We start from the raw sequence: 19,664 nt of genomic DNA, 5'->3' as shown, positions 1-19,664 counted from the left end.
ATGAGGGTATTTTTTGGCTTAATCATTGGTTACTCGATACGGAGACATTTGCTGCACCTGAGTCATTATCGACGTTTCAGCAATCTATACCGCTTGAATGGATTGAACAGGCCCTTGAATCCACACAAAAATTCAGCGTTCGACGACGTAAGTTACCGGCTGAACTCGTGGTTTGGCTTGTCGTTGCCATGAGCCTTTTTCGTGACCGTTCCATCACCGAAGTGGTCACGAAATTGGATCTCAGTGTACAAAATAGCGCCGGTGAAACCGTCGCGCCCAGCGCAATCCCTCAGGCGAGCCAGAGACTGACTCACGAACCCTTAGCTAAACTGTTTGACATCACGGGCTCGCACTGGGTTAAGCAGGAAGACAGTCACGATATTTGGCACGGTTTAAGGCTGTATGCTGTCGATGGGACTCAGTTCAGAACCGCCGATACAGGCGAGCTTGACCACCATTTTGGTCGGATTAAATACAGTGCAACAAAAACAACGGAATACCCGATTGTCCGATGATGTGCACTCAGCTCATTACGTAGCCGGCTGGTCCGGGATGTGGCGTTTGGCCCCAGTTTTCAGGGGGAAGTCACGTATGCTAAACAGTTATCCACCCGGCTCACGGATAACTCACTGACGCTCTTTGACCGATGCTATTTGAGTGCTGAACTGTTGATAAACTGGCAGAGGACACACCCTACCAACCACTGGCTGGTGCCGATAAAACGCAATACAAAATACACGGTCATAGACACCCTCGGTGCTAATGATTTTTGGATTGAGATGGCGGTTTCTGCTCATGCCCGTAAACTTGACCCCAGCTTGCCGACACATTGGCGTGCCCGGCTCGTGCTCTATCCGGAGCCGGTTGGAAAGGATCATATTCTCAGTGTGCTGTGTTCACTCACTGAGCCGGAAGCGTATCCCGCCCAGGATATTCTGGATGTTTACTTTGAGCGATGGGAAATCGAAAACAGCTATGGCGAAATCAAGCATCAGATGTTAGAAGACCACATTCTGCTGCGCAGCCAGTCAGTGAACGGGGTTATTCAGGAAATATGGGGAATTCTTCTGGCTTACAATTTGGTGCGAGTCGAAATAAGCCGTATAGCCGCAGAGGCTGGCGTCTCTCCATTGCGTATCAGTTTTATTATGGCATTACGGGATATTCAGGATGAAATTTTATGGTGTGCGATTGCAGCTCCCGGAACTATTCCCAAAAAACTCAGGGCACTGAGGGAAAGAGTGATACGGTATATTTTGCCTGAAAAAAGAAAACGGCCCAAAAGTTGGACCGTTCGTATGTCGAAGACTCTCTACTCTATTCGATCAAAACATTCTTAACTGAATGGTGTTAATCTTTACGGTGGCTTTTCAATTTCCCGTATCACCCGTTTATCCAGATTGCATTGCTCAACTACCGTTACCCTTTCTTCTCTTTAAAATAATAACCAATGATAAAACCAAGCGATGTGCCAAGGGCGCCAATGATCACAGATAACACTTTATCCAGCTCCAGTAACTTTATAGAGGCTGCCATTTCCATCATTCCTTGTTCATTTAGTGTCTCAATCCACTTTATTGCCAGATGGTTGTACCCCAGCACAAATATAAAACACCCAACGATTAAAGCAAAAAATCCCCATAAAAAATGAAAGGTCAAATTAATTCTGGCCTTATCATCTCGATAAGTTTTATCTCTTAACCCTTCTTCTTCGGTGCTGATATCATTTTTACTTTCTTGAGATTTTTCTTTTGCATTAGAAATAATGTTATTAAGATCTGCAACTGTCATAATTTCGCCTTTAACTATCAGAGCTATTGCCTATTTTTCTTATTGCTGATCTATAATCCTTCATCAATGAAGTTGAATACTCATTGACATGGCCTATACTCGTTAAAACCACCTTACCGTATTTTTGCACTTTAGCTATGAATTCTTGGTGTTTCTCATCATGTCCTAACAGTCTTTCAATCTCAGCCATTATTTCTAGTGATTTATCTGACAATAAAAATATATCATCCATCAGTTGATCGCTCTTTTCTCTGTATCGAGACAAATCATCCAGTATCTCTTTTTTACTCACCATATGTAATTTCCAGAGCCGCCAAATTGCAAACAAAGGAAAAAATATAACATGCAAAATCCCTATGCTCAGATCTTTTATGCTGGAACGATAACTTAATCTAATTTCTGGGTTGTTCATCATTTACCTCAATAGTCTTTTTACTGATACTGACTCCTAATATAATCCTGCAAATATCTCAGTTTTGTCCGCCGCTGATGATGCCCTCTTGGATATCGAGAACAGTTGATCCAGTTTCTCTACTGAGTTCGACGGTGGTTGCATCGCCCACGCCGCCGGAGGTAACAGTTTTAGGCTCGGGGCAGACGGCCTTGGTGCGCAACCTACGACGGCCAGCGGCAACATCAGCCCGAAGAGTGTCAATTTCAGTCTTGACATGGGCAAGTTCCTGAGTGTGTTTGGTGTCCAGTTCGTGCACATGTTAATGTACGTGTTCTAGTAGGTGATAGTGTCGGTTAATTGCTGAATTTCAGTTAGCTGACGTTCATTGATCTGTTTCTGTTCGGTGTACTCAGTACAGTAATAACCCCCAATATACAGCGTTATCCCCAGAGCCACTCCCATACCGCAGATAACGTAAAATCTCATTCATCCAGTCCCCAGCACGTTATTTCTGATTCCTGAACACGCCGCTCTACCTGACCGTAATAGCCGTTCGCTTGGCCTTTGGTCTGCCTGCAATCTTTACCGCCGTCAAATATCCAGCGCTGGATTTCAGCACAGGCACCTTGCTTATCCCCACTGTTCAGCTTCCGGTAGAATGTGGAAGAGAAACATTTGCCGGGGCCAATGTTGTACGGGCAAAAACTGGCAATGCCTGCGATTTGAGGTTCGGTTAGTGGAACTTTGATATTGGCTTTTACCCATTCAATAGCCCGCTGAGCCTCAATCCGGTTTAATTCATCGCACTGCTGAGTCGTCAGCGTCATGCCACGACGAACGGGAACGCCCTCTATCCGAGTGATACCACGACAAATTGTCCAAACACCGCCAGCGTCCCGATATGCCGATAGCCTATTACCCTCCTTCTCATCGAGGAAATGAGAGAGGATTGCTGAGGCACCCGCACCGGAAATAATCAGACCAATGACCGCAGCCGTTAATTTAGTCTTGGTCTTTGCCATTACGGTTAAACTCCTTGTGTTTGTAGTACCAGTTCACGGCAAATGTACCGACCGTGCAGATAATACCGACGATAATTGCCCAATCGTTCAACGATAGAGCTCCCAGCATTGCAGTAAATGCGCCCCATCCGTAGGCAGAGGGCTAGTGTATTTATCCATACGCATATTCCACCCCATCTGAACAATGGGCGTCCGTGGGGTGAACGATGGTTACCCCTGTGAGTTGATGTAAATGGGATGCCAGCCGCAATAGCGATACTGAGGTTATGGGAGTGATTGCGGTGGCAAATTCGATTAATACATTGATGGTCACTTCTTGTTTTCGCCCCTCAAATGAGGAAGGAAAAACGGAAAGTGGCGATAAAAAAAGCTACGCCGAAGCACAGCCTTGAGTTTGGTTTGCGAAATCGAATAACTGATTTAATCAATCCATTTAATATAAACAGTTTTAGTCGGATCGCCTTGCTTCAATATGGTGCCTAACTTTTTGCCAACAGAGTTGCCTGTATAATCGTGAATAAAATATTCTCTATTTCCATCATCTGTTTTTCTTCCTTCTAGGGGCTGTTGACGTTTTGAGTTCACCATTTACTCAACCCACATCGGTAACCATATAATGACAAACGCCAGTGCCAACATACTGGCGTAATTTCGCGCCAATTTATCGTATCTTGTCGCAATAGCTCGAAAATGTTTTATTCTGGCAAACGCATTTTCGACCAAATGCCGATAACAGTATAAAACTTCATCAATACTTTTATCGGGTTTTCGGCTATTTTTTCGATAGGGAATGACCGTTTTTGAACCTTGTTTTTCAACGAAATCTCTGAAAGTACCGCTATCGTAACCTTTATCCGCGATCACAAAATCGGATGCGGGTGAATGGGTGACCAAACTTTCTGCATGTACAATGTCGTGCGTTTGACCCCCTGACAGCTCAAAATGGACAGGCAAACCATAACTGTCTACGGCCAAATGAATTTTAGTCGAACGTCCACCTCGACTTTTACCGATGGCTTTATCTTCTGTTGAAGCTGCCCCTGAGCTATGTTGATGAGCGCGGATAATACTCCCATCAATGAATAACCATTCGGTGTCTGTATTTTCAGATAACAATTTGAATAATAATTCAAAAACACCTTTCTTTGACCAGGCGTTAAAGCGCTTAAAAAGCGTATTCCATTTGCCAAATTCATCGGGTAAATCCCGCCACGGACATCCCGTTCTCATTCGATAAAGGATCCCTTCGAAAGTCAGGTAATGCGCGTCTTTGTGGTAAATACATCCATATTGTTGCATTAATACAGCTAGCGTATTCCATAAAGATTTTGATAACATTGTTCTTGGCATGATGAGCTGGGGTAATGGTTTTTTCGCGAAGACAATGATACCAGATCATCCAGGGCAAGAGCGTGAATGCTCACTTCTTGCCCAATACCGTAAATCCTGCGACTAATACCTTGTCCAGATAGTTAATATCCATGCTCGCAAGCCGTTGTTTTCGGCGAATACTCGCTTTTTTGGTTGTTTCTGCCCGCAACATATTGACACTGATATGACGCATACATCCCAATATTTCAGCCGATTCTCCCCGATGGATAAGGCAAGCATCTTCTCCCATAGTGACATCAAGAACCCAATGTAATCGTGTTTCGATCCCCCAATGGCTCCTGACAGCGGTCGCAAATTTATCCGTGTTTAGCTCCGCTGAACTGATGTAATAACGATAATCGAGCGACTCTTTTCCTTTATTATTAATTCGATACCCGATTGCTACGCCGATGCTTTTTAAGTTTTTCCATTCAGGAAATGGTTGAGATAACGCTTGTGCAGACAATACATGATATTCACGCGCTTCTATACGACCATGCCCTTGTTCTATCGTGATATTTTCGGCATGACTCACTGCTGAGACTTGCGCAGACAACGCCTTCTTGACGGCGTGATACAGCGTTTCCTGATTGCCTTTCACCGCCAGAAGATAGTCACCTTCTTGCTGCACAATTTGTTCCGCAATCTTCGTTTGACATCCCATCGCATCAATCGTTATCAGGCAGCCTTTGATATCCAGCAAACGGAGGTTTTTCACAAACTCGTTTTTATTTGGAATATCCGCGCCATTCTTGGATTTTTCCAGCCAGCCTTTGGCAACAATTGCCTTTATCGCTACCGATAATTGATTTAGCTTGCTTTTATCTGGTGTAACACCAGCTTCTTTCAGCACATTCAGCAATTCCGCCTGAATCTGGTTAAACCATTCTTGCCCTGGATAACTGGCACTTAATCCAGCGCCCCCTTCAGTAAACCACTGGGGTGTGGAATTATTGGTTGGGGTGATGGCAGGCATCACGCTGATACCTGACGGGTTATCAAGTCCGAACATCGTTATTCCTCACTCATAAATAAAAACAAATTCAGTTTCGGCTGGCGCATAACGCTCCAATAGACATTCCAGATCGGCAGCGTCAGCAATGCGCAGGCGTTGCTGGCAGTTGTCCAGAACGGTCGCAAAATGTGTCTGCCGATCGGCTACATGGACAAACACGCGAAACCAGTTGATATCGGGGTAAATAGGATAATTACAGTCGCGCAGACAGTGATGGGGGTAACGTTCTTCCAGTTTGACACGATAGCCACGGTCGGCGGCTAGTCGTTCATAGAACTGATTACACAAGCTGCCGGACATAATTAGCTTAGCTTTGACGGCCTGGCGGCGGCTGTTAATTGATGATTCTTTGTCAATGCTACAGTCAGGCAACCCGGCAAACTCTTCCCAGTCTTCCAGTAACATAAACGCCCGGTCGGCGTAGATCTCTTCTAACAACGCGGCATTAATGGCGTCCACCCGGGCAAACTCTTCCCCGGTTGCCAGCATCAGCTTGGCCAGATTGCCGTCAGGGTCTTTTGACCAGGCTAAACCGTTCGGTAGCAATTGCAGCCCGGCGCGTTGGTAATCTTTGGCTGTCATCGCCATGTGATCTCTCCCAACACGAAAATCTCATTTTCTACCGCATGAATATCGCTGGCCGGGCTGATTACCGTGTTATCAATCTCACCCGGTGTGTTAGAAACCGTTGCACGGATTTCAGACAAGAAGGAAAGACCACCGGGACGCAGGCTTTCCAGATAGATTTTTAAGTTCGCCTTAACAGCATTACGCACTTCTTCCGTATTGGGGGATAAACGAATAACAAAGTTAATGACTTTTGCAATGGGACTCATCACGATAAGTTCTGCGCCTGTGGTCTTTCCTTCCACCTGGTTGGTCACCGGATTGATATGTCCGGTCAGATAGTCGTTGACTCTGTTTAGATCGTCTGCACCGGGGAAGATATTAGGCTCTTCATCCATGACGAACATCACACCGACCGTACCATGCCCACGATAGCGGGGAATACACCAGGCACGGGTGACACCCGGTATTTCCAGCGCCCAGCGTTCATAGTCATACTGGTTACCCCCTGACGGCGGATATTGCACCCGGAACAACAGTCGGGAACGTAGCGAATCAATAGACTCTTGTTCAGCACCGCCGCCGATATATCGACAGATAGCCTGCGTTTGCACATTCACCACAGGCGAAATTAATTCCAGTGGCACGCTTTCAGCCGTGTTCCCCTGGCGACCTGCCTCAATAGCGCTCACAGAGACGGCGTTATCACCGGTCACAGCATAAACAATCTCAGTAGATTCAAACGTGATACCATCGGGACGCTGCCAGCGTGTCCCGTCGGGAATTAACGTATCCGCCGAAACGGTTACAGTTAATGTGCCGTTGGCATTCGTGGCCGCTTTGCGCCAGACGCCCCAGAACTCGCAGTGTTCCAGCAACTTATCATCATCGGCAAGATGCGGAACCACCTGACGGCTGGTCCAGGCTAAGTGGTCATGCAATCCGGCAGCATTGCCGGCATTGGCATACGCGATAGCATTGGTTGCCCTGAATGCGGTACGGGCATACGTTCCCCGCAACCGGCTTTCAATATCAGCCTGATTTCGGGCAATCAATTTTGACAGTGAGGGGGCGTTATACGGCATTTAAATCCTGCTTAAATGGGTTTTAAAGGGAATCGGCAGCACGCTGCCATCGAATAACGTGAGAGTGACGGTCAATAGCAAAACACCCGATTCAGGTGCCGTCGCCTTAACGTCAATTTTTTTCACGTGACCATCCTCAATCAGCCAGGCCAGTGCCTCGTCAGCATAGGATTTGGCACGGTGCAGAACGGCAGCCAGTTGCTTTTCACGGGCGAGCAGCCAAAGCCGGCTGCCAATGGGACGGTCGTTAAAGGTATCGCCCCACCAACCGCGCCTGTCAGTGCCTGCACCTGTGGGTAGTTCGTCTGAGTCCAGCGCCCGACGGTCAGTGAATAATGAAATGATGACCGCCGTGCTGAATGTGGTATCCAGGGCAATATCCGCATTATCGATAACAATATCTGCACCGTTGATTTGCCACTGTAATGCGATATCATTGGTTGCATTCATCGGGGTTTGCTCGTACTGTATCCGTCATGTTCAGTATGGGTATGGTTTTTACCACTCGTTTGGCCTGACCCTGACAGATGATCTTTAGCCTGACTGACGCCGACTATATCCACATTGCCCGTAAATTGGGTTTGTGGCGTATCAAACACAATATGCTCTTCAGCCACCACCTCCAGCCGTTTGCACTGAACGCGAATAACGCCATTTTCGGTCAGCAGAATGTGATGCCCTTCCAGATGATAGACGGCACTGTCCCCACTCTGAAGGTTCCCCAGACGGCAACTGCGGTTATCTACGGCAATGGCAACCAGGTGCTGGCGAACGCCGCCCACCGACACCACAATGGCTTCGCTACCCGCGGGCGGAACACTGGTCTGCCCGTAGTTCTGGAACCGCTCGACATCATCCGCCGTCTCTTCAGCCAATAACGATACCTGAATATTTTGTTGCTTGAGGGCATCATTAACGACGTTCACTACGCCACGTGATATCAGCAGTCGGATACGGCGGGACAGGCTCGCGGTAAATTTATTGAATTGCGCTATCATGGTTTCCACCTGACATCTTGTTGAACTTTCTTTTCTGGGTCGGCGGGTTCGGTGAATCCATCGCGGGGCATCAATTCCAGCCGGGTTATCGTACCGTTATCGCTATCCAGCAGGTAATTAACGGCAACGATCAACAATGGATCATCGGGAAATCCTGCTTGAGGAGCCTGTAATTGCACCATTTCATTGGGTTGCCAGAGTTGGCCATCCGGTTTAAACCAGCCCCGAACACCCACGGTTGCAGTTGTGGAATGCGCCATTGCCCGCTTTTGTTCCCACGCTGCGCGGGCGGTGCCTTTGGCTTTCGTCATGTTGTCATCGGCCAAAAAAATAGTCGGGCGGTAACGGGTAATGGCAGGATCTCGCGCATCCATATAAATGGCCGTTGATTGTACCGGGGTTTGGGTTTCACCCCAGCGACCACCCGCCGCCGATGCCCCTTTGACGCGGTAGAGACTAAACCGCTCCTGCCAGGATAATGACGTATCCAGGGTTTTGATTTTGACGCCAGTATGCTGGGTATTGCCCAAGACTAACGCGGCTACGGACTGACTGCCTGCGGTGGTAAAAACCAGTTCGCCTGCGGCATTGCTGGTGACTATCACGCCCCGATGCCGAGCCGCTCGGGACAGGTTGTCAAAAACGGTTTCACCCGGTTCGATCTGCCACTGACGAAATGCGGTAGCGGCGGCGGCATCCTTAACCAGCCAGCGAACGGTAACCCCGAACGGCTGGCACAGATCTTTGGCGATGGTTTCCAGACTGACATTGCGCCACTGGCCCTTGCCATGCATGGCGGCACAGTCAACCAGGTCGCCGGTCTTGTCCCGGCCGGATAATGTAATCGTGCGTTCATCCGTATTAATACCGACGTCAACCGCGTCAACATAACCCGTCACCACCCGCTGGCCGTTGATTGCCAACTGGCAGGCATGACCGGGCGTCAGTACCAGCGGTGAATCAGTGTTTCTGACGGTAATGCCCAGACTAAACTGGCCGGACATGTCTTCCAGACTGCGGGTGACATCCAACGTTTTCCAGCCGGAATAGATTTTATTGCCCAGAATCAACTCGATGGTATTAGCCATAGATCACCTCAACATCTACCCCACCCGAGACGAACGCGGGGTGACGAATGCCATTGCGGCGGATAAATCGGTTAATTTGCGCGACACTGCCTGTCTCGCGGTGTAGTGTGACCAGGGCAGGTTCAGTGCCCATCACCTGAACAGATCGGGCGGTGGGTAAGGCACTGGCCGTCACCTGTACTTGTTGCATCCAGACAATACGAAAATCACGTAACTGGTCTGATGTACGGAACCAGCCTAAATCCCCGGTTTCGACTATCAGTTGCATGAAGGTGTCTCCAGTTCGGCAATGGTCTGGCGAACATCCGCCACGGTTTCTATCAAAGGAATGAGGGTATTTTGAGCCAATTCTGGGATAAAAGGCGTGATACCGGAAGTCATTGCAGCGACACCTGGAGTAACTGTTGTACCTGGGGTAACTGTTGTGCCTGGAGTAACTGTTGTGCCTGGAGTAACTGTTGAGCCTGGAGTAATCGTTGTACCCGGAATAACCGTTGTGCCAGGAATACCAGGAATAAATGTACCCCGTGCTTGTAACACACCATTAACAGATTGCAGTGGTATGAAACCCCGTTGAGACAGTGCCCGCGTTAACGCAGGCGCCAGTTGCTGACTCCGTGCAGTCGCGGCGGCCGCATTCAAATTTAAGATGGCTAACTCTTTTGCAATAAAAATGCTTGTCGTGGTATTTATCACATGCTGAAGCTGGGCCACTGCGGGCACATTGGAGCGAAATTGTGACTGAATACCACTGGACGTTTTACGTAATGCCCGATGGGCAATGTCGGGTGTGGCAACCTCGGCCATGCCGGAAATCAGGTCGCTGATAGTGCCAAACAACTGTGCAGGCGCATTGATCAAATTTTTCAGGGCACCTTTCAATCCCAGCGCCGCACCCAACAATTGATTCATACCCGAGTTAGCGGGCAGACTGCGAATGCCGTTAACAATGGTATTGATGGTATTTTCAATGGCGTTCAGACGTTCAGTGGCCTGATTAACCGTATCCTTAAATGTTTCCCAGTTCGCCGTAATATCCGCCAGTATGCTGTCGGTCAACGATTCACCGTTCAGTTCCGGTTGTTGTGCGACGATGGGCGCTGTATTATCGAGTGCCGGAACAAACGTCACGGAAAACAACGCAACCCCGCCGGTGTAACAAGATTCACGGACGGTGTAGGTTTCAATTTGCACCTGCTGTTTGCCGTAATACGGATGATCAATTTCACCGGGTTCGGCTTTTTCCAATGCAGTAATCAGGGCATCACGCTGCTCAAAATAGTTGTCACCGAATACGACTGCGGTGAATGAGTATTCCCGCGTACTCAAGCCCATATCTTCTGTTTCGCCATCATCCCGCAGCGGGTACTCATGACGAACGACCCGACGCCCACCGGACACGGTGGCATCATCAATGATATAAAATGGCACATTACGAAAGGTGCCTTTGCCCGTGCCGATGCGGCTGCGCCATGAGGTGTCATCAAACAACGTCATAAATTGATCAAACATTAATACGTTCTCCCATAGCTGTAGCCGGTGTTGACCCGTAAATCGATATTCTCCGCCTGAACGGATTGAGTTCTGACCCGTAAATCGTCAGCGGATTCAACTACGACGGTGATTTTACCCTCCGCAGGTTTAGCCGGCGGAGGCTCAGGTTGCTGCTGTGACACCGCCAGACGATCAACCAGATAATCCGGCCAGTTTCCGAAGGCGTTTGGCCGTTCGTTCGTTAGATACGGTGGAGGTTTAACTCCCTCTGTATTGGCGTTCTTATCGAGGTCATCCCACCAATTGTTCGGAGGAACAGGCCAATCCGGTTGTTTTTCGGTAGGAGCGGGTTTTTCATCCGGCCAGTTCCCGGGTAAGTTTGGTTGTTCTCCCGTTAAATACGGTGGAAGTTTTACGCCCTCTGTATTGATCTTCTTATTGAGATCATCATCCCAGCTTCCCGTGAGGTAAGGTGATGGCTTAACGCCCTCTGTTTTGATCTTCTCATCGCGTTCATACCACCAATTAGTCAGGGGGGCAGGTAACCAGCCCGGTCCTTTTTCGGCATGGGGATATTCTTCATTGAGTTTGTCTAGATGTTTTTGTAATTTTTCTGTGCCTTCTTTATCAGATAAGAAGGGTAATGCATCAACAATTGCTGCGCCCCGTAGCATGTTTTGTCTACTGTTATTACGTCGATTGCCTGGTCCCCTATCACCATCATTACCACCGTTATTGTTGTTGCCATTGCTTTGGTCTTGCCAATTAGTCACATAGACAGGGACAACCTCAGTGCCATCACTACCAAGACCTCCACCACCATTACCACCAGCCCCTCCGGCACCCGGACCATTTTTGATGTACTGGGCATAGTTAAAGATTTTTTGTCCTGCCCGCCAGGCATAGCGGGCTGCCACCGCAGTGCCAATGGCCATCGCGGCTTTCTCAATCGTCGCGGCGTATTTGTCCAGCTCTTCAGGCGTCAGATCATTGATGGCATCCGCCAGTTCCTGAACAGGCTGAGCCAATCTGAGCTGTGCAAACCGCTCTCCCGCATTGGCAAGCGAAATTAAGGCGGCATTCAGGGTCTGGACGTTTTGGGTAGCTTTCTCTTCCAGCAATCCCGCCTGGATATTGGTCGGGTTGGCAATCGTTTTTGCCAAATCCCGCTTCTTAGCGTCAACAAACACCATTGCTAATTTCAGCGTATCGCCATCAAAAATTTCTTTTAGGTTACCTTCTTTTTGATAGGCGCGTTTGCCAATGTCAAACAGCAGATCAGCGGGTTGTTTCAGTTGCCCATTTTTATCTGTGGGTTTAATCCTGCCACGTTGCCAGAGTGTTTTTAATTTTTCCGGATCTTTAATGACGTCGAAATATCCCTGCACGGCAGCGGCGGCCTGACCTGGGTCATTAAATTCCGCATTGGCAACCCGGATTAAGGCCAGCATCTGCTGCTGGTCTGTCTGTGATTTCCACTGGGTATCTTTACCCAGTCCCCGTAAGGCACTGAGCTGGTCGGTAATATTGCCGGTGCCGTATTGGCTGGCTGATGCAATCCCATCCAGCCAGTGCTGCATTTTTTCCGGCGACTGGTAGCCAACATTAAACATTGCCCCCAGTTCTGTCCCGGCGGCGGTGGCTTCCATTTTGATGCCGTTGATACCCAGGGCCAGGTTATCCAGATGTGCCAGTGTCGCATCCAGATTGTTGGTCTGTTCCAGAAAGGCCGAGGCCGCCGTGGTTAAATCGTCGGTGGTCAGCTTACGGCGACCCGCTACTTTGGTGATGGCGTCATCCAGCGCATTGACCTGGTCAGCCGTCAGGTTATAACGTGTGCCCAGTTCGGTCATCTGCTGCTGGCTGTCGGCCACTTTCTTGGCGGCCATCGCCAGACCACCCCCGGTCACAAATCCCATCAGGCGGTTATCAAATTTATCCAGCAGTCCATTGGCCCCCGTGACCGCACTGGAAAACAACCGCATAGAGCGGCTGCCTTCAGCACCAAACCGGCGGATACTGGCCCCAAACTGGCGGGCGCGTTGGGCAACATTGCCCACCAAATCCACAATAAACTGGGTACGGTTACGTGTGGTCATTAACGTTTCTCCAGCCAGGATGAATACAGCCGCAGTTTCGGCAGGGATAACGCCAACGCCCAGGCAGGACCACCCCGCAGGCGCTGGCCAACATACAATGCAGTGCGTTCAACGGCACGAACGCACTGCAAACTATCGCCCCTCGGCGGCCATCCGTGCCGCCGTCTCCAGGGCTGCGGTGCGGTGCAGGTCAGCGTGGGAAGCGATCCGTTCCAAATCATCCTGATGCAGGGTTTTCAGCATATCTAACGGGATCGGGCCGTTAATTTTACCGATACGGGCAATGGTACGGCGCAGCAGTTCGTATCCCATCCGGGAGGGACTGGACAGCAGGGTGGGGCCATTGGCCGTGACCACCACCCGCTCGCTGGCCGCTTCGGCATCAATCAGGTCACCGGCGGTCAATGGGCGCAGCTCAACCTCAAATTGCAGTTCAGTCTCATCCCCCTTGCCATAAGCCAGGCCGTGTTTTAATTCAAAGTGCATTGCTTAGATCTCCTTACATTCCACGGCGATAAATTCGGCGGAAATTTCGCCCTTGCTGGTCAGCGTGGTATTGCCATCACACCAGGCATTGGCCAGCATGAATTTTTCACCCGTATCACATTCAAATGAAATGGTGGCATCAACGGCGTTCTTAATGGTAAACAAGCTGACACCCGGCCCCTGAGGGATAGTACAACTCAGCCGGGCTTCTTTGGGGGTCTGCTGCCAGCCGTAAACGCGGGCACCAATCACTGGATCACGGCTGACGCCACCCGGTGTTAATGTAGCGCCCTCTTTGGACGGCAACTCTTTTCCGTTGAGGTGAATATAGGCAATGCCCGTATACTGATATGGACCGGCCATAGGTGATATCCTCTTTATAAAATAAACTGGATGGCATGGGCATAAATGCGGAACTGGTTAACCAGGTCTGGATTGCTGCGCACGTTCAGGCGGTTACGGTCGTTTTTGTCCCGCTCCACAATCAGCGTTTGCTTGAACAGATCAAAATCTTCAACGAGTCCCGCAAATTCATGTTCGGTGAACAACGCCAGCAATTCCGTGCGAATGACTGACGGCGTCACCACCGCCTGCCCGGCACTGATACGGGTGCCGTCGTTCGCCAGTTTGTGGCGCGGGTATTTCTGGGTGATCCGCACCCGGGTGGCATAACGCAGATAGGACAGGGTCGCGATGGTTTCCACATCCAGATAACTGGGGTCAGGGTCGCCAAACGCATTCTGGCGGTACATGGTGATCATGCGTTCAATCTGCACATTACCGCCGGTATCCACCGTGAACGTGGAAATACCGTCATACAGCAATAAGTTGCGTTCGTTCAGCGCCCAACGGTCACCGCGTGCCGGGGGAAGAATGCCCGGCAATTGCAGCGTTTGCAGGGGACGCGCCGGATCAATACTCAGTGACCCGACAGCCACCCCGGCCAGCGTGGCGGCCCACAGGTACGGTGGCTGCGGCGAAATGCCCGTTGCCAGGGTGGAAAACAGATAATCATTGCGAGCCGTACCAAAGGTTGACGTTTGCGCCAGCGTGCCACGCTTCGCTATCCAGCACAGGCCGTCAATCATTTTCAGTGGCCCCCAACGGTGCTTCAGTTCGTCACGCAGCAGGTTTAAATTGAAAGTATCCGTAAACGGGTTAACGATATAGTTCCACCAGGTATCGCCAAAGGCGGTAATCGCCGGTGTCAAATCCGGGTTGCCCGTCGCGCCACTCAACGGGGTGATGCCGACATTGATCCCCGCAGGCAGCATCTCACCGTCGTAGTAGTTCACCCTGACATCAATATCATTGCCCGTGGCACCGGACCATTTGGCAGTTAACAGCACGGTATCAGAGAGTGACTCACTGCGGGCGGTCACCGACAACTTATCATTGGCGTTAATGGCATCCCGCACCTGGCCCGCCATCGCGCCGGCATCATCGCCCGTGTTGACCGTAACACGGACCGGCATACCTGCCACCATCAGGGCAATCTGGCCAGTCTGGGCAACCTTGCCCACCAACTGAATTTTGCCCGTGGCCTTCACCCCGTTGGCATCATCGTCAATTGCCAATCCCCACAGATCGGCGAAGGCGTTGCCCCGAATAAAGGCGCCGGCCATTTCAGCCAGCATAGAACCCCGGCCAAACGCCGCTTCAGCCGCACTGATGGAGGTAATACGGAACGGTTGCCCGGCAGGCACCTGGCCAGACGCCGTGCGCAAGCCTAACAACAAGGTCTTATGCAACGTGGGCGGGGTGCCGGTGACGGCGGCCGAATTATCGAATTCGATATAGCACAGTGGCACACGGATATTGGACGGGATGTCATTAAATGAGATCGTCATTATTGTGCTCCTTTCTTCAGTTTAAGCGGAACAACTTCAGTCACGTCGCCATCTTTCAGGCGACGCAGCCAATACGCGGTGCGGGGCTTGGGTTCCCCGTCAGCAGACAATGGCTGGTACGTATCGGGGTCACGGACAATCAGTCCGCTCACGGGTTTCAGATGCAGTTCAGTCATGGTGTTTCCTGTCCTGAATAGGTAATGAAATCAGGGCTTCCTGTTCGGGCGTGCCATCGGGTTGTGCCCATTGCTGGTCATGGGTGGCATAGTCATCCAGTTCGCTGGGATCAATGGGGTCAGGCAAGGGCTGCGGCGCATCAAAATAGAGGCCATAGACGGCAACCCCCGCCTGGCTCTGTGTATCGCTCCACAAATTGGCCACCTGCGTCAGGGTGAACGTGCCCGCCGGTGCCATCCGCCGGTTATTCAGCCAGCCTGTCAGTCGCTCGACGATTTGGTAAATCCCCGGGACATCGGTTTGCCTGCCGTTCAGGACCCGGGCGCTAACAAAGAGACCCCAACTGGAAATCGCGGTATTGCGGATCTCCCCCTGACGGCTGCCCAGCCAGGCGACATAGACCGCCGGTGCCGTATTAATGATGAGTTTGACGGCGGAATCACTCCATTGCCCCGGGTGGGTGTCCACCCGGCGCAGGGTGTTGCCAAACAACGCGGTGATGCCCGTTATCAGGCTGTCTGAAATATCACTGGTGATGGCCATCAGATAAATCCCCGCGATTTGGGGCGGCTCCAGACGCTACCGCTGCTGGTGATGATAGCGACATCCCCGCTGGCCGGACGTTCGGCTTCTTTGCTCAGCCCCAGACTGACATCACCCGCCGCCACTTTCTCCAGCAACCGGATAGCATCTTCCTGATCTTTGGTCGCTTTGTCTGTGGCTTCCCCCTCTTCCAGCGTGAAGCGGGCCAATACGCAGGCAATTCTGATCAACACAACCGGCACCGTTTTTAACGGCAATGTCGCGCGGCCATCGATATAACCATCAATGGTGGCGGCGGCATCATCCAGCGCAATCTGGATCAAATGCTCACGGGTACGCTGCAATGCTGCCGGTGACAGACTGTGAAAATCATCAATCTTGCTGTCGGTCAGGGTATTGAGTGCATCACGGCTATAACGGGCATGCATGTCGCTCAGTGTGGCGTAGCTCATTTATTGCCTCGTTTATCCTGCGTTGGCGATTGCTGTTCGGGGGATGATGAGTCCTTTACCGCATCTTCAATGTCTTGATTATCCAGCCCCCCTTTCGGGTCATCATCAGGATCTGCCGTGATAACCGTAACAGACAAACGGGGGTCAGCTTCTAGCGCCTGAAGGGTTTCCCGCGTAACGAACGGCAGGCTGTTTTCCCCGGGTTGCAGAACCAACCCCGCACGCCGGTAGCCATCATGCGCGGTATTGACAACCTTGATCCCCACCCTTTCAAGGGGCGAAAGGGTATCCAGCGGCGCAATATTCGTTTCATCAGACATAACATTTCAACTCCTGTTAGACCGGATTTAAACGGGGTGTAAACCCCGTTTAACACGTTACAGATAATCGCCGACAATCAGTTCCAGACGACCCTTCATTTCGTTGCTGACGGTGCCCCCCTGGCTGTCCACGGTCAGTTCACGCTCCAGTAACTGCGTGGCCTGTTTTTCCATAGACGGTGGCACCACCAGATGGGTCGGACGAATAGCCAGCGGGCGTCCGCCATCGGCTTTAAACCCACGCATAGCGGAAATCACTGACCAGACGTTATCCGCCGTCAAAGGGGCTTTAGCTGCATAAGCCAGTTGCCAGAAGGAATACCCCGCTTCGCAGCGCGTATCGACGCCATAACGAATCAACTTGCGCATGAAGTTCTGTTCGTCATCCACCTTGTCCATTGCCACCATTTCCGGTGCCTTACGCTGCTGGAAGATCACCGGCTTGATGGCACGGGAGCAGTCGAGCACAAACCACGGCTGCCCTTTGTAGCCGTCTTCCGCCAGGATATTGCTGACGTGTTTTGCGTCGCCTGTGCCATCCACTGTCGGATAAACCGGATGATCGGTGTCAAAGAAGTTTTGCTTGTCATAGCAGAACGTTTTGAAACCATTAGTGAGCGCACTGAAGCAAAGCTCATCCGGCTGAACACCCGCCGCACGCCCCATTTCGGTAAACAACGGGGCATAAATTCCCACGTTGTCATCTTCAATATCGTCGCGATCAACCCCGACCGTGCTTTCAAACGGGCGGTTAATCAACTGGTAGCCATGTGCCTGCATGTCATTGATAACGCGGTCACCGATCCATTCCCGCATCCCCGGGAATTTACCCAGCCAGCCATAGGTATTGGATTTGGTGGTACTGGGCACCACCGTGGCAATTTTTTCATACTGGCTCGGGGCATCGTCCAGGCCGTTCTGAAAGTCACCGTTCCAGCCCGTGAACAGGCTCTTGATTAACGCAGGAGTTACGATAGCCATTATTTTTTGGCTCCTTTTTGTTTACGTTTCAGGAATTCCGCTGTCGTCAGCCCTTGCAGGCGAGCGGCTTCTTTATCGGCGGCGGACAACACAGCTACGCGGTTAGGCTGGCGGTGTTGGGTGGTCTGGCGGTGGGTCAGGGCCGTGATACTGCGACGGCCGGAAATGGCGGCATTGAGTGCGGCGACGCCATGCTGACGATAGACACTGCGTAGGTATGGCACTTCCGCTGCGACAACCCGTCCGCTTCGGCGGGCAGCCGCAATAATGCTTTCTGCGCTGCCGCCTTTAGCATTGGCATTTAACACCGCCGCCTGACGGGCCAGCAGGTTATACGCACGGGCGGGCACAAATTGAGTTAAATCAACACCGTTCAGCGCTGCCTCTTCCAAAATTTGCTCCACTTCAGTGAGTTCAGCAGTGTTGTCATCAATCAGATTGGTGACTTCCGTGGAGATCGCGTCAGCGTCCGGGGTGGTTTCAATCACGGCCTGCGTATCCAGGGCGACCTGGGCGGACGCTTTCAGTGCCTCCAGCGCGGCCAGTGCCTGTGTCAGCAAATCGCTGACCGCTTCGTCGGTCAGTTCGGTGGTGTCTTCAGGCAAGGGGATGCCTAATAGCTCCAGCACCTGCAACAACATGTCATTCATGGGAAAGTCCTCTGTGATAGGGGATGGGGAAATCAGGGTATCCCGTTGCGCACTCAGGGCCGCGATGGATTGCATACCCGTCAGACCGGGATCATTGGTTAATGCGCCCATCCGCAGGTAGAGCGGATGGCCGGATTCGTTATACGGAAATACGGCCGACAGGTAGGCCCACTCGCGGTTATCCACGGCCTGCTGTGCTGCCGGTGTCAGTGACAGCCGGACGAATAGCCCAACGCCCTCGCGCCATTGCATATTATTGCGTGGGTCACGCAACCAGCCCGCCGCCCGCGCTTCCGCGCACGCCGTGGCATCACTATCCTGTTTCAGCGTTACGTGGTTATAGTCAAACAGCACGGGCTGGCCAATCGCCACCGTCGCCGCAATAAATTGTTCGGCAATGTGGGCATCGATAAACCACTGCCCGCCGGGCACATCGTCCGGGCGACCATCCCGGGCGCTGAAATACCCGGCAGGCAGCAGTTGATACCAGCCATCGGTACTGGCTGAGATCGCCGCACTTAAAATGGCGACACGGTTTTTTGGGGTTGGGATTCGGGTTTTCATACCGCCATTGTGAACGGCAAGGCAGTCAGGGTGGGTTTGTGGTAAATCACACCTTCACAGGGCAGGAAAAAGAAGAGGAATGAGACAAGTAACACTATAGCGCGTTTAAAACCCGTTTAAAAATGTCAGGAACCGTTTAAACGGGTTAAAGGCGAATCATTCCCTGTCAGCGGGGCTGTAGTGCCTCTGCGTGTTGCTGGTTAATGATATCCACGATATCGGCAATTCCCTGTCTGGACAGTCCCATATAAGGACGGGCAGGCACCGCCGCAGGACCGGGGGACATGGTTGGCAGGCCGCCCATTGATGGATCGGGGCGTAGATCTTATTGAACCCATCGCCGCACTCACGGCATCATAGGTGGTAGACAGCGACAATGCCAGCCCGCCCTGCGTGCGTTGCAGCATAGGTCCCGTGTGCCCGCGGGCGTCCAATTTTGCTTTATAGCGGGGTGTCAACGGTGTCCACGGCTGCCCGGTGGACGGGTCAGCCTGACGGGCAAAGGCGTCTTCACTCTCACTCGCCAATACCGCCGCCACTGCGCGGGTAATGGGGGTTGAATCCATTCCCAATTGCATCACGCGCTGAAAGGCCTGCTGAATATCCCGGTCATCAAACCGGACATCGAGTCTCATAACTGTCCCTCCAATAACGCATAACGCCCATTTTGTAAGCCCGTGCGTAATACCGCCAGCGGGATCGCATTAACTTCAACCA

General features: G+C 51.4%; 25 protein-coding genes and 5 pseudogenes. 1 reads left to right on the top strand and 29 read right to left on the bottom strand.

Annotated features, from left to right (window positions below; all coding sequences use genetic code 11):
- Positions 1 to 8 precede the first annotated feature (8 nt).
- Positions 9 to 1,340: pseudogene (locus tag AAC853_RS15720) on the top strand (IS4 family transposase).
- Between the two features lie 79 nt (positions 1,341 to 1,419).
- On the opposite strand, the gene AAC853_RS15715 reads toward AAC853_RS15720, so the two are convergent.
- From AAC853_RS15715 to AAC853_RS15575, 29 genes and pseudogenes are all read right to left on the bottom strand, one after another.
- Positions 1,420 to 1,791 carry a hypothetical protein gene (locus AAC853_RS15715; protein ID WP_340615107.1) on the bottom strand — a complete coding sequence of 124 codons (372 nt, stop codon included), beginning with the start codon at positions 1,789 to 1,791 and terminating at the stop codon, positions 1,420 to 1,422.
- A 10-nt stretch (positions 1,792 to 1,801) separates the two neighbouring features.
- Positions 1,802 to 2,203 (bottom strand): hypothetical protein, encoded by a 402-nt coding sequence (locus AAC853_RS15710; protein ID WP_340615106.1) that lies wholly within the window; start codon positions 2,201 to 2,203, stop codon positions 1,802 to 1,804.
- 36 nt (positions 2,204 to 2,239) lie between these two features.
- Entirely contained in the window at positions 2,240 to 2,371 is a 132-nt protein-coding gene (locus AAC853_RS15705) for an Rz1 family lipoprotein (RefSeq protein WP_340615192.1), read from the bottom strand.
- Positions 2,340 to 2,501, bottom strand: a pseudogene (locus AAC853_RS15700) (lysis system i-spanin subunit Rz); the annotation flags it as partial. The pseudogene AAC853_RS15700 and the gene AAC853_RS15705, both read right to left, overlap by 32 nt.
- A gap of 17 nt (positions 2,502 to 2,518) precedes the next feature.
- Positions 2,519 to 2,671 carry a hypothetical protein gene (locus AAC853_RS15695; RefSeq protein WP_340615105.1) on the bottom strand — a complete coding sequence of 51 codons (153 nt, stop codon included), beginning with the start codon at positions 2,669 to 2,671 and terminating at the stop codon, positions 2,519 to 2,521.
- The gene (locus AAC853_RS15690; RefSeq protein WP_340615104.1) at positions 2,668 to 3,207 is read right to left on the bottom strand and encodes a lysozyme; all 540 of its coding nucleotides are present in this window, start codon (positions 3,205 to 3,207) and stop codon (positions 2,668 to 2,670) included. Before AAC853_RS15690 ends, AAC853_RS15695 begins: the two co-directional genes overlap by 4 nt.
- Positions 3,188 to 3,372: pseudogene (locus AAC853_RS15685) on the bottom strand (phage holin family protein). Before AAC853_RS15685 ends, AAC853_RS15690 begins: the two are co-directional and overlap by 20 nt.
- Positions 3,373 to 3,627: 255 nt before the next feature.
- Positions 3,628 to 3,792, bottom strand: coding sequence for a hypothetical protein (locus AAC853_RS15680; RefSeq protein ID WP_340615103.1), 165 nt, complete (start codon positions 3,790 to 3,792; stop codon positions 3,628 to 3,630).
- A gap of 3 nt (positions 3,793 to 3,795) precedes the next feature.
- A complete protein-coding gene (locus AAC853_RS15675; protein WP_340615102.1) occupies positions 3,796 to 4,557 on the bottom strand; it encodes an IS5 family transposase in 762 nt (253 codons plus the stop codon).
- 70 nt (positions 4,558 to 4,627) lie between these two features.
- A pseudogene (locus AAC853_RS15670) lies at positions 4,628 to 5,359 on the bottom strand (ISAs1 family transposase); the annotation flags it as partial.
- Positions 5,360 to 5,599: 240 nt separating this feature from the next.
- Positions 5,600 to 6,181 (bottom strand): YmfQ family protein, encoded by a 582-nt coding sequence (locus tag AAC853_RS15665; protein ID WP_074020625.1) that lies wholly within the window; start codon positions 6,179 to 6,181, stop codon positions 5,600 to 5,602.
- Complete coding sequence (locus AAC853_RS15660) at positions 6,172 to 7,245, bottom strand: baseplate J/gp47 family protein (RefSeq protein WP_340615101.1); 1,074 nt, start codon at positions 7,243 to 7,245, stop codon at positions 6,172 to 6,174. Before AAC853_RS15660 ends, AAC853_RS15665 begins: the two co-directional genes overlap by 10 nt.
- Positions 7,246 to 7,695, bottom strand: coding sequence for a phage GP46 family protein (locus tag AAC853_RS15655; protein WP_340615100.1), 450 nt, complete (start codon positions 7,693 to 7,695; stop codon positions 7,246 to 7,248).
- A complete protein-coding gene (locus tag AAC853_RS15650) occupies positions 7,692 to 8,243 on the bottom strand; it encodes a phage baseplate assembly protein V (RefSeq protein ID WP_340615099.1) in 552 nt (183 codons plus the stop codon). Before AAC853_RS15650 ends, AAC853_RS15655 begins: the two co-directional genes overlap by 4 nt.
- Positions 8,240 to 9,331, bottom strand: a complete 1,092-nt coding sequence (locus AAC853_RS15645) for a phage baseplate assembly protein (protein WP_340615098.1) — start codon at positions 9,329 to 9,331, stop codon at positions 8,240 to 8,242. The genes AAC853_RS15650 and AAC853_RS15645 overlap by 4 nt, the downstream gene beginning before the upstream one ends.
- Entirely contained in the window at positions 9,324 to 9,599 is a 276-nt protein-coding gene (locus AAC853_RS15640; RefSeq protein ID WP_340615097.1) for a hypothetical protein, read from the bottom strand. The genes AAC853_RS15645 and AAC853_RS15640 overlap by 8 nt, the downstream gene beginning before the upstream one ends.
- Complete coding sequence (locus tag AAC853_RS15635; RefSeq protein WP_340615096.1) at positions 9,590 to 10,843, bottom strand: DNA circularization protein; 1,254 nt, start codon at positions 10,841 to 10,843, stop codon at positions 9,590 to 9,592. The genes AAC853_RS15640 and AAC853_RS15635 overlap by 10 nt, the downstream gene beginning before the upstream one ends.
- Positions 10,843 to 12,924, bottom strand: coding sequence for a hypothetical protein (locus AAC853_RS15630; RefSeq protein WP_340615095.1), 2,082 nt, complete (start codon positions 12,922 to 12,924; stop codon positions 10,843 to 10,845). Before AAC853_RS15630 ends, AAC853_RS15635 begins: the two co-directional genes overlap by 1 nt.
- On the bottom strand, positions 12,924 to 13,055 hold the full coding sequence (locus AAC853_RS15625; RefSeq protein ID WP_279625093.1) for a hypothetical protein: 132 nt from the start codon (positions 13,053 to 13,055) through the stop codon (positions 12,924 to 12,926). Before AAC853_RS15625 ends, AAC853_RS15630 begins: the two co-directional genes overlap by 1 nt.
- A 1-nt stretch (position 13,056) precedes the next feature.
- Positions 13,057 to 13,410, bottom strand: coding sequence for a phage tail assembly protein (locus AAC853_RS15620; protein WP_340615094.1), 354 nt, complete (start codon positions 13,408 to 13,410; stop codon positions 13,057 to 13,059).
- A 3-nt stretch (positions 13,411 to 13,413) separates the two neighbouring features.
- Positions 13,414 to 13,773: a phage tail tube protein gene (locus tag AAC853_RS15615; protein ID WP_074020617.1), complete on the bottom strand. Its 360-nt coding sequence runs from the start codon at positions 13,771 to 13,773 to the stop codon at positions 13,414 to 13,416.
- A 14-nt stretch (positions 13,774 to 13,787) separates the two neighbouring features.
- Entirely contained in the window at positions 13,788 to 15,260 is a 1,473-nt protein-coding gene (locus tag AAC853_RS15610; RefSeq protein ID WP_340615093.1) for a phage tail sheath subtilisin-like domain-containing protein, read from the bottom strand.
- Positions 15,260 to 15,436, bottom strand: coding sequence for a DUF2635 domain-containing protein (locus AAC853_RS15605; protein WP_340615092.1), 177 nt, complete (start codon positions 15,434 to 15,436; stop codon positions 15,260 to 15,262). The genes AAC853_RS15610 and AAC853_RS15605 overlap by 1 nt, the downstream gene beginning before the upstream one ends.
- Positions 15,429 to 15,980, bottom strand: coding sequence for a DUF1834 family protein (locus AAC853_RS15600; protein ID WP_074020614.1), 552 nt, complete (start codon positions 15,978 to 15,980; stop codon positions 15,429 to 15,431). The genes AAC853_RS15605 and AAC853_RS15600 overlap by 8 nt, the downstream gene beginning before the upstream one ends.
- The gene (locus AAC853_RS15595) at positions 15,980 to 16,432 is read right to left on the bottom strand and encodes a gp436 family protein (protein WP_340615091.1); all 453 of its coding nucleotides are present in this window, start codon (positions 16,430 to 16,432) and stop codon (positions 15,980 to 15,982) included. The genes AAC853_RS15600 and AAC853_RS15595 overlap by 1 nt, the downstream gene beginning before the upstream one ends.
- A complete protein-coding gene (locus AAC853_RS15590; RefSeq protein ID WP_340615090.1) occupies positions 16,429 to 16,752 on the bottom strand; it encodes an HI1506-related protein in 324 nt (107 codons plus the stop codon). Before AAC853_RS15590 ends, AAC853_RS15595 begins: the two co-directional genes overlap by 4 nt.
- Positions 16,753 to 16,809: 57 nt before the next feature.
- Positions 16,810 to 17,733, bottom strand: a complete 924-nt coding sequence (locus AAC853_RS15585) for a Mu-like prophage major head subunit gpT family protein (RefSeq protein WP_340615089.1) — start codon at positions 17,731 to 17,733, stop codon at positions 16,810 to 16,812.
- Positions 17,733 to 18,947 carry a phage protease gene (locus tag AAC853_RS15580; protein WP_340615088.1) on the bottom strand — a complete coding sequence of 405 codons (1,215 nt, stop codon included), beginning with the start codon at positions 18,945 to 18,947 and terminating at the stop codon, positions 17,733 to 17,735. The genes AAC853_RS15585 and AAC853_RS15580 overlap by 1 nt, the downstream gene beginning before the upstream one ends.
- A gap of 386 nt (positions 18,948 to 19,333) precedes the next feature.
- Positions 19,334 to 19,513, bottom strand: a pseudogene (locus AAC853_RS15575) (phage virion morphogenesis family protein); the annotation flags it as partial.
- Positions 19,514 to 19,664: the final 151 nt, after the last annotated feature.

It is taken from the genome of Xenorhabdus thailandensis (genome assembly GCF_037996785.1).
Taxonomy (GTDB): domain Bacteria; phylum Pseudomonadota; class Gammaproteobacteria; order Enterobacterales; family Enterobacteriaceae; genus Xenorhabdus; species Xenorhabdus griffiniae.
Note: the sequence above shows the minus strand (reverse complement) of the source record. Positions and strands in the feature narration are given on the sequence as shown.

Excerpts from the sequence above, each read along its gene's own strand:
- AAC853_RS15715 (WP_340615107.1), bottom strand. The coding sequence starts at position 1,791 with ATGACAGTTGCAGATCTTAATAACATTATTTCTAATGCAAAAGAAAAA.
- AAC853_RS15710 (WP_340615106.1), bottom strand. The coding sequence starts at position 2,203 with ATGAACAACCCAGAAATTAGATTAAGTTATCGTTCCAGCATAAAAGAT.
- AAC853_RS15695 (WP_340615105.1), bottom strand. The coding sequence starts at position 2,671 with ATGAGATTTTACGTTATCTGCGGTATGGGAGTGGCTCTGGGGATAACG.
- AAC853_RS15690 (WP_340615104.1), bottom strand. The coding sequence starts at position 3,207 with ATGGCAAAGACCAAGACTAAATTAACGGCTGCGGTCATTGGTCTGATT.
- AAC853_RS15675 (WP_340615102.1), bottom strand. The coding sequence starts at position 4,557 with ATGCCAAGAACAATGTTATCAAAATCTTTATGGAATACGCTAGCTGTA.
- AAC853_RS15665 (WP_074020625.1), bottom strand. The coding sequence starts at position 6,181 with ATGGCGATGACAGCCAAAGATTACCAACGCGCCGGGCTGCAATTGCTA.
- AAC853_RS15660 (WP_340615101.1), bottom strand. The coding sequence starts at position 7,245 with ATGCCGTATAACGCCCCCTCACTGTCAAAATTGATTGCCCGAAATCAG.
- AAC853_RS15655 (WP_340615100.1), bottom strand. The coding sequence starts at position 7,695 with ATGAATGCAACCAATGATATCGCATTACAGTGGCAAATCAACGGTGCA.
- AAC853_RS15650 (WP_340615099.1), bottom strand. The coding sequence starts at position 8,243 with ATGATAGCGCAATTCAATAAATTTACCGCGAGCCTGTCCCGCCGTATC.
- AAC853_RS15645 (WP_340615098.1), bottom strand. The coding sequence starts at position 9,331 with ATGGCTAATACCATCGAGTTGATTCTGGGCAATAAAATCTATTCCGGC.
- AAC853_RS15640 (WP_340615097.1), bottom strand. The coding sequence starts at position 9,599 with ATGCAACTGATAGTCGAAACCGGGGATTTAGGCTGGTTCCGTACATCA.
- AAC853_RS15635 (WP_340615096.1), bottom strand. The coding sequence starts at position 10,843 with ATGTTTGATCAATTTATGACGTTGTTTGATGACACCTCATGGCGCAGC.
- AAC853_RS15630 (WP_340615095.1), bottom strand. The coding sequence starts at position 12,924 with ATGACCACACGTAACCGTACCCAGTTTATTGTGGATTTGGTGGGCAAT.
- AAC853_RS15620 (WP_340615094.1), bottom strand. The coding sequence starts at position 13,410 with ATGCACTTTGAATTAAAACACGGCCTGGCTTATGGCAAGGGGGATGAG.
- AAC853_RS15615 (WP_074020617.1), bottom strand. The coding sequence starts at position 13,773 with ATGGCCGGTCCATATCAGTATACGGGCATTGCCTATATTCACCTCAAC.
- AAC853_RS15610 (WP_340615093.1), bottom strand. The coding sequence starts at position 15,260 with ATGACGATCTCATTTAATGACATCCCGTCCAATATCCGTGTGCCACTG.
- AAC853_RS15605 (WP_340615092.1), bottom strand. The coding sequence starts at position 15,436 with ATGACTGAACTGCATCTGAAACCCGTGAGCGGACTGATTGTCCGTGAC.
- AAC853_RS15600 (WP_074020614.1), bottom strand. The coding sequence starts at position 15,980 with ATGGCCATCACCAGTGATATTTCAGACAGCCTGATAACGGGCATCACC.
- AAC853_RS15595 (WP_340615091.1), bottom strand. The coding sequence starts at position 16,432 with ATGAGCTACGCCACACTGAGCGACATGCATGCCCGTTATAGCCGTGAT.
- AAC853_RS15590 (WP_340615090.1), bottom strand. The coding sequence starts at position 16,752 with ATGTCTGATGAAACGAATATTGCGCCGCTGGATACCCTTTCGCCCCTT.
- AAC853_RS15585 (WP_340615089.1), bottom strand. The coding sequence starts at position 17,733 with ATGGCTATCGTAACTCCTGCGTTAATCAAGAGCCTGTTCACGGGCTGG.
- AAC853_RS15580 (WP_340615088.1), bottom strand. The coding sequence starts at position 18,947 with ATGAAAACCCGAATCCCAACCCCAAAAAACCGTGTCGCCATTTTAAGT.